The sequence below is a fragment of the Pseudoalteromonas citrea genome, assembly GCF_000238375.3.
GTDB lineage: Bacteria > Pseudomonadota > Gammaproteobacteria > Enterobacterales > Alteromonadaceae > Pseudoalteromonas > Pseudoalteromonas citrea.
In genome coordinates, this window is the sequence record NZ_AHBZ03000027.1 from 619,206 (window position 1) to 633,538 (window position 14,333).

Annotated in this window: 10 protein-coding genes; 4 read left to right on the plus strand and 6 right to left on the minus strand. The window is 40.4% G+C overall.

The window, feature by feature from the left end; translation table 11 throughout:
• Window positions 1-60: 60 nt before the first annotated feature.
• From cydB to PCIT_RS20815, 5 genes are all read right to left on the minus strand, one after another.
• Window positions 61-1,059, minus strand: a complete 999-nt coding sequence (gene cydB, locus PCIT_RS20795; RefSeq protein ID WP_010361938.1) for a cytochrome d ubiquinol oxidase subunit II — start codon at window positions 1,057-1,059, stop codon at window positions 61-63.
• On the minus strand, window positions 1,052-2,395 hold the full coding sequence (locus PCIT_RS20800) for a cytochrome ubiquinol oxidase subunit I (protein ID WP_010361939.1): 1,344 nt from the start codon (window positions 2,393-2,395) through the stop codon (window positions 1,052-1,054). Before PCIT_RS20800 ends, cydB begins: the two co-directional genes overlap by 8 nt.
• Window positions 2,396-2,414: 19 nt before the next feature.
• The gene (locus PCIT_RS20805; protein ID WP_010361940.1) at window positions 2,415-2,957 is read right to left on the minus strand and encodes a GbsR/MarR family transcriptional regulator; all 543 of its coding nucleotides are present in this window, start codon (window positions 2,955-2,957) and stop codon (window positions 2,415-2,417) included.
• A gap of 213 nt (window positions 2,958-3,170) precedes the next feature.
• Window positions 3,171-4,841: an asparagine synthase-related protein gene (locus PCIT_RS20810; protein ID WP_010361941.1), complete on the minus strand. Its 1,671-nt coding sequence runs from the start codon at window positions 4,839-4,841 to the stop codon at window positions 3,171-3,173.
• A 195-nt stretch (window positions 4,842-5,036) separates the two neighbouring features.
• Window positions 5,037-6,176, minus strand: a complete 1,140-nt coding sequence (locus PCIT_RS20815; RefSeq protein WP_010361942.1) for a Na/Pi symporter — start codon at window positions 6,174-6,176, stop codon at window positions 5,037-5,039.
• A gap of 363 nt (window positions 6,177-6,539) precedes the next feature.
• Here PCIT_RS20815 and PCIT_RS20820 point away from each other — a divergent pair, with 363 nt between their 5' ends.
• On the plus strand, window positions 6,540-8,489 hold the full coding sequence (locus PCIT_RS20820) for a sensor histidine kinase (protein ID WP_238348054.1): 1,950 nt from the start codon (window positions 6,540-6,542) through the stop codon (window positions 8,487-8,489).
• Here the strand turns inward: PCIT_RS20820 and PCIT_RS20825 are convergent.
• Window positions 8,476-10,275 carry a sensor domain-containing diguanylate cyclase gene (locus tag PCIT_RS20825; RefSeq protein WP_010361944.1) on the minus strand — a complete coding sequence of 600 codons (1,800 nt, stop codon included), beginning with the start codon at window positions 10,273-10,275 and terminating at the stop codon, window positions 8,476-8,478. The genes PCIT_RS20820 and PCIT_RS20825 overlap by 14 nt on opposite strands.
• A gap of 229 nt (window positions 10,276-10,504) precedes the next feature.
• On the opposite strand from PCIT_RS20825, the gene PCIT_RS20830 reads away from it, so the two are divergent.
• From PCIT_RS20830 to PCIT_RS20840, 3 genes are all read left to right on the plus strand, one after another.
• The gene (locus PCIT_RS20830) at window positions 10,505-12,313 is read left to right on the plus strand and encodes a DUF885 domain-containing protein (RefSeq protein ID WP_010361945.1); all 1,809 of its coding nucleotides are present in this window, start codon (window positions 10,505-10,507) and stop codon (window positions 12,311-12,313) included.
• Window positions 12,314-12,466: 153 nt separating this feature from the next.
• Window positions 12,467-12,928: a YcgN family cysteine cluster protein gene (locus tag PCIT_RS20835; protein WP_010361946.1), complete on the plus strand. Its 462-nt coding sequence runs from the start codon at window positions 12,467-12,469 to the stop codon at window positions 12,926-12,928.
• A 70-nt stretch (window positions 12,929-12,998) separates the two neighbouring features.
• Window positions 12,999-14,315, plus strand: coding sequence for a leucine-rich repeat-containing protein kinase family protein (locus tag PCIT_RS20840; protein ID WP_010361947.1), 1,317 nt, complete (start codon window positions 12,999-13,001; stop codon window positions 14,313-14,315).
• Window positions 14,316-14,333: the final 18 nt, after the last annotated feature.

The window sequence follows — 14,333 nt, forward strand, 5'->3', positions numbered from 1 at the left end:
TTGTTTAGGCTACTTCAGTTACTACTAGCGCCTTCAAGTGTGATACGTATCTATAACCGCTTAATAATAAGAGAGCGGTTGAACTTTGCCCCAAAAAACCCGATATGAAAACAGTGTGTACAATATGATTGTCGGCACAACTACAATCACACCATATAGCAAGAAATTTAACGACTCAGGCGCCGCAACTGCTTCAAAAATAGTGAGTTGTCCAGGCACTATATAGGGATAAAAACTATATGTTAGGCCAAAAAAACATAATATGAATATCACCGCCGAGATTAAAAATGGCAACCATCCTCTTTTTTCGTTGTTACGTTTAAGTTTATTTAGTACGCGATCTTGCACGATGAACAGGGCTAAACATAAAACCGGTGGTGCTAATAATATCAGCGGCATTTGTGACTCAAACCAAGCTTTATATACGTCGCTATTAATAAGTGGGTTCACAATGGATACTGCAATTACACCGATAAAGGTGATTCTCCCTGCAAATTGGCACCAGTGTATTGCTTTGAATTGGAGTTCGCCTTCGGTTTTTAACACTAACCAAGCTGCGCCAATCAGAGTATATGCACCAACTACGCCAGCCCCACTAAGCAGCGCGAATAGTATTGACAGTATTGATGTGTCAAATGACATAACATAAAGCCCAAGCATATAGCCTTGCATAAATGCGGCGAGTATTGAGCCTAGTTTAAACATGGTATCCCAACGTTTTTTGCGTTTAATTTTGGCTTTGGCTCTAAAATCGAACGCCACACCTCTGATAATTAAACCAATGAGCATAATGGTGATTGGTAAATAGAGGGCCTGTAGAATAACACTGTGTGCGGTGGGAAATGCTATTAATGCTAGGCCGACAGCGAGTACAAGCCATGTTTCATTGGCATCCCAAAATGGACCAATTGATGCAATCATGGTGTCTGCATCGGTATCATTATTGGTCGGTAATAAAATGCCTACGCCTAAATCGTAACCATCTAAAATGGCATATACAAGAATAGCAAGCGCCATCAGCCCACCATAAACATACGATAACATTTCAGGATTAAGCATGGTGTACCTCTTTTACTATAGAGTAATCATACTCTTCGACTTGTACAGCTTTGTCTGCGGTATAGAAAAGTGTTCTGATATATAAAACTAGCAAGACAATATAAACTGATAGATAAGCAGTCAGCGAGATAGCAACATTAGTTGAAGCTACGGTGGTTACAGCCTCTTTTACCGTAAGTACCCCAGAAACTAAATAAGGTTGACGGCCAATTTCTGTGACGTACCAGCCTGCTAGCGTTGCAATCCAACCTGAGAAGCTCATAGCAACGAGAATTCTCAGTTGCCAGTGACTTAATTTATGATTACGCCATAATGAAAAACGTGTAATAAATGCAACGGCTATCATAAGCATCCCCATGCCCACCATTATTCTAAAACCAAAAAATACCGGCTTTACAGGTGGGTGAACACCCTCGAACTCGTTTAGCCCTTTGATTTCACCCTCTAGATCATGGGTTAATATCAGACTAGCAGCTTTGGGAATTTCTATTGCAAAATCATTAGTTCGGGTAGTTTCATTTGGGATGGCAAATAGAACTAATGGAAGTCCTTTTTGCGTTTCCCACGCTCCCTCCATTGCTGCAACTTTTTGTGGTTGATGTTCAAGTGTATTTAAACCATGGAGATCACCAACAAAAATTTGTAATGGCGCCAATAAACAGGCAACCGTCAAAGCAACTTTTAACGTCATGTTTGGTGCGTGCTTATTGTCTTTTTTAAGCAGTCGATAGCTACTGACACCCGCAATTAAAAACGCTGCGGTTAGGCCACTTGCTAATAACATGTGGGAAAAGCGGTAAGGAAATGAGGGGTTAAAAATCACGGCAAACCAGTCAGTCGGGTAGACAATACCATCACGTAATTCGAAGCCCGTGGGTGTTTGCATCCATGAGTTCAGCGATAGTATCCAAAATGCTGAAATGGTGGTTCCTACTGCGACGATGACCGTAGATAGTGTATGAACTCTAGGTGATACTCGATTCATACCAAAAAGCATGACACCAAGAAAGGTTGCCTCCATAAAAAATGCAGTAAGTACCTCGTAGCCTAATAACGGGCCTGCGATATTCCCGACTTTTTCCATAAATCCAGGCCAGTTGGTACCAAACTGAAAAGACATTGTGATGCCACTGACAACGCCCAGTGCAAACGTCAGAGCAAATATTTTGACCCAAAAGCGATAGGCTCTTAACCAAACAGGGTGATTGGTAATATCGTATCGTACTTTAAAAAAAACGAGAAACCACCCAAGTGCGATGGTTATGGTCGGAAATAGAATGTGAAAACTAATATTGGTAGCAAATTGAATTCGTGACAGTAACAATGTATCAAGCATGACGCACCTCTGCTTTTCACTATTTTCTAAGAAGCTTATCTTTTAAGTCTATGACTTTACCGACAGACGATCCTAGCTTCATAAGGGATTGCAACTGCTCAGGAGATAAGCGTTGCAGCTCTGCAGACCATTTAGTGACGGTTTCTAAAAGGTCATGTATCGATTGCATTTGTTCTTGCGCGTATTTTTCCTCTGCTGAATTCGCGTTGTTTAAGATTTGGTCGCGAAGCAAGGTAAGAGTTGGGTCAATTTCGCGTTTTCGGCGCTCTTCAAACACTTTATTTGCCAAGTCCCAAATTGATCCATTGGGTGAGTAGTATTCTTTTCGATCTCCGGGAATATGATGAACTTTGACGAGTTGCCAAGATTGTAACTCTTTGATCCCCATACTCACGTTACCACGGCTAATTTTTAGAGCTTCAGCAATTTCATTTGCAGTAAGTGGCTTTTCATTAATCACAAGTAAACCGACCATTTGTCCTATGGTTCGATTGAAACCCCAGCGACTGCCCATTTCTCCGCAGTGCAGTACAAAGTTTTCTATTTTTGGTGATAAAATCATAGTTATTGAACTTTCAGTAATTATTGAAAGTTTAATATATAGGGCGATTTGATTTGGATCAAGCTTTATATGGAGATATTTTAGCCCACTAAGTTGTTTGCTGTGATTAACTAAACTAAAACGACAATCAACGCTTTGGGTGGCGCAAATAGTACTTGGCACACATCAAACTTGTGTCTTTAATATACGAGTTACAGGAAACATTCAAGGAAGTTAACGCAGAAGGTGTTGCCAAACCGCAGCTAAACCCAGTGCATGCGCCAATGTACCTGCCTTCTCCATTTCTTCGTAGCAATCTCGCATGCTTTTCGCATTGTCGATACCAACATACTTGAGTACGGCACATAAACTATGAGAAGTATGGTCACTATATTTGTACTGAAACATAGGGGCTGCACTTTTTCCAAAGAAATTACTCAAGCCTAAACGAGACGCAAGCCCTGGGTAACGTTGAAAGAGCGTCAAACCTTGGTTTAGAGGTTTGGCGGTTTTATCCCACTCAATTTCTCCCAGCTTTGGCGATAGCTTACAAATTGCTTTACGGTGAAATGCACTACTTAATTTATAGCGTGCTGGGAGTGAACCAATTGAACTGACGACTTCTGGAGATAGAAAAGGGTGGGTGCGATTATAGTCTTCATCGAGTAACTGCTGACCAGCAACAACCATGCGGGCAGCCCGTACTCTTAGATAGAAATTATCGGCATATTGAGCCGCGCTAAATGCATTGTCATTTAATGCCAAGAGTAGCTCTGTTACTTGAGACTGTAGTTGTTCAGCATGCTGAGGAAAGAGGCTATAAGCTGCACTGGCCGTTTTGCCATATTCTTCGGTAATGTATCGCTTAACCCGTGGCATTGTAAGTTTGTTTAAACATTTTAAACCAAATGCCGAGAACCCAGGCATTCCCCTATCATAATAAAAGGCACGGTAGGTTTCAGCACCTGTCCCCGTTAACAGCGTATGATGTTTGGTTGCTTCAATCAATGATTCATCAATGAGTGCATGTGCATGGTGAACGGGTACTTCACCTTGGCCCGCAAATGCAATCCGGCGGCTGTTGGTTTCTGTGATATGACCCGTTAAGTCGGTGCTGGTGATCAACGATATATTGCAGGCTGCTGCTAACTCATTCGCAATTCTTGCATCTGCGCTGAGCTTGTTGCCGTAACATAAGGCGGGTAATTTGACATTAAGTGCTTCACAGCAGGCAAGAATGAGTCTTGAGTCCAGTCCACCTGACAGAGATAGCATAGGGTTTTCGCAATTGGTGACGCTACGCCTCACAGACTCAACAACCGCCTCAAGGGCATCTTTAAAGCGTGTTGTATTTTCTTGGGGAAAGCCAATGAGTGGGTTTGTGGTTAATTCAAAAAGTCGCTCAGACGTGAGTGATAAAGAAAATGTTGAACTAGCGCCAATGTGTTGAGTATCTTTTAAGATACTGGATTCATTAAATAACTGGCCAAAAGTGAGCATACAGCGCATTGCATCTGTATCAAGAGATAATGGTTTTCCTAATTGTTTCACGAGGGCCTGGCGACTAGATGCAATAATAATGGTGTCATCACATTGATAAAGAAATACAGGGAATAATCCGAAGCTGTCACAGCCGGAAAAAACGGTTCTCGTTAGCTTGTTTATAAATATCCAGCTTCTCCCTGCGACGGTAGGGGATTGGTTGTCTTGTACATTGTGCCAAATCTTAGCATCTTGATGCTTTTGCGCTACATCACCCCAAATAACGAGATGGCCCCAGTCACTCTTCATTTGTACAATTGCGTGCTTGTCGTTATTACAGTCATGTTCAACATCGTACAACGGCGTTGACGAGTTAACATTTAAGCCCTCGATTAGATTGAACTTAACGCTGAGCTGTGACATATCAAGATCCTACCTGAAGTTATATCAGTAGGTGCAGCATTTCATATGCCATTTTAATAAGCTAGAAGTATTGGTGATAATTCAATAGTTTAAAAAGAGAGGAGGTTGGTTGGCTATGATAACTTGCAAATTGCAAAGCGTTTTAAGAAAAATAAGCCAGCAAATTGCTGGCTTATTTTTTAATATAGATGGTGTTTAGCGAACAGCCATCATAATTAGACCAGGTACCACAAAGAAGGAACCTAATACGTAGCCAAGCGCAGCTGGTTTGTTATTTGCGCCAATCTTAGCGAGCTTTTCAGCCATGAGCAGCGGCAGTTCACGCAGTGTTGGGATACCGTATATCAGAGCTACAGCAAATACGTTAAACATGACATGTACTAATGCGATAGTTAGCGCTACTTCAGCTGCGGGACCTGAAATTGATGTTGCAGCAAGTAGCGCGGTAATTGTTGTTCCAATGTTAGCTCCCAATGTGAAAGGGTATATTTGCCTTGTATTAAACACACCGCTGCCAGCCAGAGGGATCATTAGGCTTGTTGTTGTTGAAGATGACTGCACCATAATTGTTACGGCTGCACCTGAAGTGATACCAGCAACAGGACCACGACCAATAGCACTATGCAGCAGTTCTTTTGCTTTTCCAACTAATGCTTTTCTTAGAAGCTTACCTAATGTCGTTACGGCAAATAGTATTAATGCGATACCGATAATTACCATAGCAACACCGGCAGCTTTTCCATCTAAAAAGCTTACTGCGTCTTTAACGATACCTACGGCTGGTTTTACAAGTGGTTTGATAAAGTTATAGCTTTTAAGTGATAAGTCAGCATCACCAACAAATAAATGAGACAGGCTTTCAGCTAGTTTTTGTAATACACCAAACATAATTTCAAGTGGTAAAAATATGGCAACCGCGAGTAGATTAAAGAAATCATGCACTGTAGAAGCGGCAAATGCACGCTGAAACTCTTCTTTAGAGCGTATGTGACCAATTGAAACGAGCGTGTTTGTAATAGTAGTACCAATATTTGCACCCATGACCATTGGAATTGCGATGCTAATTGGTAACCCGCCGGCAACTAGTCCGACTATGACCGATGTAACGGTCGACGACGATTGCACAAGCGCTGTGGCAAGTGCACCCAAGAGTAATGCGACGAATGGGTTAGTAGCAAATTCGAAGATTTCTTTTGCACCGGCACTTCCGCCTGATGCCAGTTTAAAACCACCGCTTACGGTACCAACAGCAACTAGCACTAAATAGACTAAAAATGCGATTGCTGCCCAATTTATAACTTTTGAAAATAACGAATTCTGGTTTGATTCACTCATTGTGTGTTCTCAAGTGTGTGTCTAGCTTTTGCTTAGCTAATATGACGTTTTTATTTCAGGGAGGATTAGAACATCTAAATATTACAGAAATATTTCAGTGCTGCAATAAAAGATCTGTGAAGGAGGCTGGCCCCACATCGTTTGTACTAACTTTGAGCTTCCTTTTGGGTTTTTTGGTGTAAGTTATTGATTATACGTGATATTTTTTTATGGTGTTAGTGGTTGGATAATGCTGTTGTTTTACATTGGTTTACAATGTTAAAAGTAAGTATTTTACTAGGACCGAAATGAGAATGCTTCTCCATATTCTCTACATTTTTTGATATTAAGCTGTTGTTAATCAAAGAGAGAATTGTGAAAAAAATGAAGCTAGTAAAAATTTTACTGTTGCTATTGTGTTCTAGCGTATACGCGCAAGATACGAAGTTGTATCTAAAAAGCGAACAGAGTGTGTACTCTGTAAAACCTAGTGCTTTTCATTACAATGATTTCTCTCACGCGATATCTAGTAAACAACAATTTATAGACCAGCCACAACTATTATCTCCATTTAACGAAGAACAAAAAAAGCCTCAAAGCCAGCAATATGACCGCTGGCTTAAAGTCACACTCGTTAATGACTCTAAAATAACTCAGTGGTATTTGTCATTTGGGTTTGCTCGTTTACCTCAATTAGCCGTGTATTGGCAAGATACTCCTGACGAAAATCCTATTTATCAATTAACGGAACGCAGTACATTTTATGAAAGAACCGTGCGGGATCCGCAGACATATATTCCGATAAATATCTCAGCAGGAGAATCCAAAACGCTTTTTGTCAAATATCAGACGTTCGGCAATGCACCCGCTAATATTCGAATTCATAGTCCCGCAAACTATTTAGAAACGTCACAAACTAGTTTAGTAACAAACGCTGCGCTTGCTGGTGTGATTGCTGCAATACTACTCATTGTGGTGGTCAATCTGTGGTTTAATATGAACGCTACGAATGTTTTTTACGCGATTTGGACTTTACTGTTTTTAATTATTGTTGTTGATATGGCGGGCTTTACCTATCAATATTTATGGCCAAATCAGGGCGTATTTGCAGGGTACTTCTCTATTGGGTTATGGGCTATTGTGCCTATTTTTCATTTATGTTTTGTACGTGGATTTTTACAATTAGACTATCACCACCCATTACTAGATAAGGTCTATAAGTCGGTTATCGGACTTTATTGCTTATTACTACCGATCGCACTCTATCTAGAGACCGTTTATTATAACTTGATTACAAGTACATTAGTTATTCCTTTATTTGCTTACACATTCTGGTGGGCGCTTAGGCAGTCAGCACCAGGGATCCGAATTTTTGCGCTTAGCTTGTTTAATCATATTCTGTTTCTCAACGTGCTAACTATTATGGGGGCAAGTTATGGGAATGTCTTTGATGTATTTGAAATTGCCAGCTACATCAAAGTTGGTTATTTAGTCGAAGTGCTGTTGTTTACTATTGCGATGGCCATACAGCATAAATCTGTACAAAAACAGTTGGTCTTTCAATTGCAAAATCAGGTTAATTCATTAAATCAAACGGTGGCATTTGAAAAGTTGACTTCTGAGCAGCAAAAACATGATATTAAAAAGCATGAAGCTAAGCTGTTTACTGATTTATCTCATGAATTACGAACACCATTAACAGTGATGAAGATACAGGTAGAGTCACTACAGCATAACATTGTTGATAACGTCCATGATTCTTATGTTAAATTGATGGATAAAATTGATGAACTTAATCAATTTATAAATTCATTGATGCTGGTAACTAGCTCCGGCGATATGCACAAGTTGCTAAAGCTACAAAGTGTGACATTAAAGCCGTTTATTAATGATGTACATCAAGAGTGTCAACACTTGGTTGATATGCGTCATCAGAGTTTAAGCCTTAATTCTCAACTCACTGATCTTCAGTGCCTGCGCTTTGATCCCGACGCACTTAAAAAAGTCATTTTAGAAATTGTAAAGAATGCGTTGCGGTTTGGGGGGAAAGACGTAGAAGTTGAGCTGAGCTTTTTAGAGGATGAAGATGGTGTGACAATCAGAATTGAAGACTCTGGGACACCACTAACCTATGAAGCGCATCAACAACTTTTTCAACCTTTGTATCGGCAAGAAGCATCGCGAAGTGCTATGTTAGGTGGCAAGGGAATGGGACTGGCTATGTGCAAAAAAATTATCGAAGCGCATAGCGGAAAGATTAGCTCTCATAATAGCTTGTTAGGTGGGCTGTGTATTGAATTAAAATTACCTCATTTATTGGCTACTGCGGCGTGACCATATTGGGGTATGTACAGACTTTATTGCGGCCTGACTTTTTTGCATCATACAGTGCTGAGTCGGCATATTGAATAAGCTTATCAGCATAAGCTTGTGTGTCTTTCGAAGTATAAACCCCGATACTGACCGTCATCGGGATGGTTACTCGTGGAGTATGGTAGGGAGTGTTTTGTATTTCAGCTCTGATATTTTGAGCGATTGCCAGTGCTTCAATAGATGGGCGTTCTGGTAATAGGATACAAAACTCTTCCCCGCCATATCTGGCAACAATATCTCCTGCAAAGTTACAGCTTGCAGTCAACACAGTGGCAATATGTACAAGGCAGTTATCGCCGACTTGGTGGCCATGTTCGTCGTTAATCAATTTGAAAAAATCTATATCAATTAGTAATATACTGAGCGGGTGCTGAAACCGAATGGATCGAGCGCATTCATCTTCAAGACACTGATTGAGCATACGGCGGTTTGCGATCTGCGTTAAATGGTCGGTATTATTAGCAAGTTCAAGCTGTGATACTACGTGTTGTAATTCGTTAGTTCGCGCTTGGACTTGAAGCTCTAGTTGTTCATTTTGAATCCTTTGTGTCGTGACTAGCCGCTTTTGTATGTCGTATCTCTTTCTTTTTTCAAAGCTAATTCTTTCTGCGATGGCAAATGACAAGCAAGCAACTTCAATTGCTGTGCCTATTAGCAAGGCATGTTCACTAAACCATGTGCGGTCTAATAACGTAAATTTGTTTGCTGCAAGAATGACCCCGCCACTAAGCGCAGCGCCCCATGCAATGGTATAATAAATAGCCAGTTTTGAGCCATCTAATAATCTAGTGGCACCACAGGCAACTCCCCAAATGCAAGCAAAAACGGCTAAATAAATAGTGCTTTGAATTACATTTGAATAGCTTAAGAAGGCAGATAAAAACAGTATAAATAGGGCGCACAGCAAGATCGCTTGGCAGCCATAATAAAGGTATTTTCTGGTAGTCTGTAAGTCAAGTAATTGAATAATAAACAGTACGCCAAAAGAAATAGAGCTCAGCAAGAATATCACTATCGATTGGTCGTTCCACCAAAGGCTACGAGGCCAGAAATATTGAAAGCCAACCCCACTTAAGCTTAAATAAAATAGGGTCATAGAAGCTACATATGCCACATAAAATAACAATGTTTTATCTTTAATTGATACGAAAAGCAGTAAATTGTAGATAGCCATGATCCCCATTAAACCAAAGTAAATGCCGATGACCAAGAGCCTTGTCTGGTCAGCTTTATAAAATGTTGATTCAGGCCACATAAAAATAGGGACTTGCATGCTGCTAGCCGTTTCTACATGGATATATAGGGTACTCAAGTGATTGGAACTCGGTAATGGGAATACAAAATGGGGGTGGGTAATAGGCCGTGCTTCAAAGGGCTGTTTGTCGCCAAGGAAATATTGAGTAGTAACTTTGTCGTTTTGAATAATATAGATGGTTAAGTTGTCTATAACTGGGTTTGCAATTTCGATAAGATAATGTTGTGAATTATTGACTGCATTCAGGTCCACCTTTAACCAATAAGTTTTTTTAGTGTAACCTAAATTAAAGCTTTCTTGCGTGCTTTTTATCCATTGTGTGTTTGGCAGTGTAATCATTTCACTGAAGGAACTCGACTGACTCTCCGTGTAATAAAGAGCGGAATTCAAGTTTATCCGTTGAGCTGAGCCTGCAATTTGGAGCTCCGCAATAGCCATATTGCACGAAAAACCAGTGAGCATCCATATAATTACCATTGCAATTGCTTTCATTGGTGGCCTTGATTATGCGCAAAATAGATACACCGTATAGATATAATAAGCGTAAGAGATGTTTAAGATGAGGGCAAATAATGATGTGTATTATAAAGGTCACATTGAAAAATGTGTTTGTTGTCTAACGTAACTCAGCAAAATAGGATATAAACGAGATAATTTTTGCCAAATGTGGTTCAATCATAGATTAATAATAAGTATGTTACATTTCATAAACTGGATAATTATGATCATAAAAACTATCACGGCTGCGACCTTATTGGTCATTCTTTCTGGATGTACAACGAGTAACACAAGGCTTGATCTAGCGCAGAAAAATAGCGTGGGAGCGCAACAGTCTGACAATGAAAAAGTGACGGTGATAACACAAAATTATTTTGATGACATGGTTTCGTTGAATCCTGTCAATGGCACATATGTAGGCTATGAACAATATAATGATAAGTTTCAAGGCCCCAGTACGTTGGCTAGTCGCTCTCAATATATAACGTTGCTTGAAGGCTATCAAAAAAAGTTAAGTGCAATAGACAAAAAGGGGTTAACAGGGCAAAGCTTGATTAGCTATAACATTCTTGAACGTGACCTCGCATTTTCTCTGTCGGGCACTCGATTTCCAACCTACCTTATTCCAATCAATCAAATGTTTGGTGCACATAATACTTTTGCTAGTTTAGGAAGTGGAGCAAGTGCCCAACCGTTCAATACCGTTAAAGATTACGATAACTTTATTTCAAGAGCTGAACAGTATGTACTCTGGTTAGATGGCGTCGTGGCAAATATGCGCGAAGGAATAAAACAGGGCGTTGTTCTGCCCAAAGTTTTAAGTTTAAAGCTGCTGCCTCAGTTTACAGCTCATATTGTAGATAATGCGCAAGATTCTGTGTTTTGGCAACCAATAGCTAATATGCCAGCGGAGTTATCAAAGCAACAACAACAAAGAATAACGCTAGCCTACCGGGAGATGATAGAAAGTACACTTATACCAGCATATAAAAAAGTGGCTTCTTTTCTTAAAACTGAGTACATACCAAAAAGCCGTAACTCGGTCGGTTTAGGGGCTTTGCCAAATGGTGAGGCATGGTATGAATATAATATTGAAAAACATACCACAATGAAATTGACAGCTGACGAAATTCATCAAACAGGACTAGCTGAAGTCAAACGCATCCGAAACGAAATGATGTGGGTTAAAGAGCAAGTTGAGTTTAAAGGTGATTTACAAGCATTCTTTGTTCACCTTCGTGAGAGTGATGAGTTTTATTTTGACTCACCCGAGGCGCTTATAAGCGCTTATGAAAATGTGAAGCGTAAAATCGATCAACGTGTGCCCTTACTGTTTGATATTAAACCACGTGCTGATTATGTGGTAAAAGCGGTCGAGTCATTTAGAGCAGAGTCAGCAGCGGGGGCATCATATTCATCTCCCGCCCCTGATGGTTCAAGGCCGGGGGTTTTTTATGTTAATACCCATAACTTAAAAGCACAGCCAAAGTTTTTGGTTGAGACTTTGTCAATACATGAAGCCGCGCCTGGGCACCATTTTCAAATTGCGTTACAGCAAGAAATAAAAGGCGTCCCCATGTTTCGAAAGTTTGGTGGCTATACAGTATTCTCAGAAGGCTGGGCGTTATATGCTGAAAGTTTAGGGAAAGAGCTGGGGTTATTCACCGATCCATTAATGTGGTACGGACGCTTAGTCGATGAGCAGTTAAGAGCAATGCGCTTAGTGGTTGATACAGGCCTTCACGCAAAAAATTGGAGTAGAGAACAAGCTATTGAATTTATGATCAATAACTCATCTATGGCCGAAAGTGATGTTGTTGCAGAAGTAGAACGTTATATTGCGTGGCCAGGTCAGGCTGTTTCTTACAAAATAGGACAGTTCAAAATTCAGGAGTTAAAAGACTACGCGCAAAAAGCGCTTGGTGAACGGTTTGATGTTAAAGCGTTTCATCGCCAAATCTTAACTGATGGAGCAGTGCCAATGGCGATTTTAGAGCGTAAAATCAAAGCTTGGGTAGCCAGCCAGGCCTAATATTTCAGTTATTTAGTTAAAAAAAGCCCAGACCTAACACTGGGCTTTGCTTAAAGTGGTGATGTTGCGTAAAATTATGCGCTGGGGCATTTATTAAGTAGTACTGAAATCGTGACGAGTAAACCATTTTGGCTTTCCACTAGCCTAGAGAATATGACGCAGCAGCAATGGGAATCCATTTGTGACGGATGCGGGAAATGTTGTCTTCATTCATTTATAGACAGTGACGAAGAAGATGATGACTTTGAAAGTACCGACTTCTTGCGAGAGGGTGAAGAGCTTATTTATACCAGCCTAGTTTGTCAGTATATCGATGAGGAAACTTGCGGGTGTACGCGTTATGAACAAAGGCAAGAGCTGGTTCCTTCGTGTGTAAAACTTACCAAAGAAAATTTAAAAGATATCTTTTTTATGCCACAAAGCTGTAGCTACCGTCGCTTGTATGAAGGTCGGGGTTTAGCAAGCTGGCACCCATTATTAAATGATGGCGATAAATCAAAAATGCATGACATGGGGATAAGCGCCAAGGGCCGGATCACCAAAGACAACACGGTAGATATCGAGGAAGATTTTGAGCACTACGTGGCTCAATGGCCAACCTATGACTGTGATTGACGAGCACAGAGCACAGTCTAGTTACATTTCATCGTAAATAATAAACAATTCAAATACAGACAATGGCGTTATGCATCCACAGAGATACACGTTACAGCAGTTAAAAAATAGTGAAGTTGGGCCTGTTAAGCGACTACAAATGGTCGAGCAGTTGACAGAGTTTCCACAAGAGATACTTGCATTGAAGGACTCGTTAGAAGTTCTCGATTTGTCCAATAATAAGTTATCTTCGTTACCGGATGAATTTGATCAATTAGAAAAGTTAAAGATAATCTTTTTATCCAATAATTGCTTTACGGAGCTACCAAAGGTGCTTGGTTGCTGTAAAAGCCTTGAAATGATTGGGTTTAAGAGTAACCAAATAACAACTGTGCGGCCGCAGAGTTTACCGTTGACTACGCGTTGGCTAATACTGACTGATAATCATATTGAAGAGCTACCCGAGCGAATGGGCGCGCTTACACAGTTAAAAAAGTTAGCATTGGCGGGTAATAGATTAAAAAAACTGCCTGATAGTATGGCGAATTGCACCGAACTTGAGCTTATCAGGCTCTCTGCCAATAACCTTAATACCTTACCTAAATGGCTTTTTAATTTACCAAGGCTTGCATGGCTTGCTTTTTCAGGTAACCCAGTATGTGGTGCCAGAAGTAATGCACTGAACGAGTTTGCGAAAGTAAAACTGGCAGACTATGAGTTAGGCGATAAATTAGGAGAGGGCGCATCAGGTGAGATATTTTTAGCAAATCAACCGCAAGACGATCAGGGTTTTGTCGCGGTTAAACGTTTTAAAGGCGCAATTACCAGTGATGGATACCCGCAAGATGAGCTTGATTGTTGTTTAAATGCCGGTGCCCATGCAAATTTAGTGAAAACCATTGCACAAATAAATGATACCTCATCGCTGGGTATTGTCATGGAATTAATTCCACCAACGTATCGTAATTTGGGTTTACCACCGAGTTTAATTACATGTACACGTGATACATTCCCTGGTAATACACATCATGGTGTTGAACATATACACCTGCTTGCTGTTCAAATGGCATCTGTCTTGGCACATTTACATGCGCATAACGTTAGCCATGGTGATATTTATGCCCATAACTCACTCATCAATGAGCACTATCACCTATTATTTGGTGATTTTGGTGCAGCTAGTCAGTTACATCATTTAGATTCTTATCAAAGAGATGCAATGGAATCAATTGAAGTAAGAGCGTTTGGATATTTTATTGAAGATCTACTTACAGTAAGTGGAACGTCGAATGCAGAACAGTTAACCCTTCAACATCGCTTAGAGGCTTTGATCAAAGCGTGTACGTTAGAGCCTATTAGTGCGCGGCCAAAGTTCACCGATATTATTGGTTTGCTCAATAAAGATTAGTCACAATTGATCTGCATC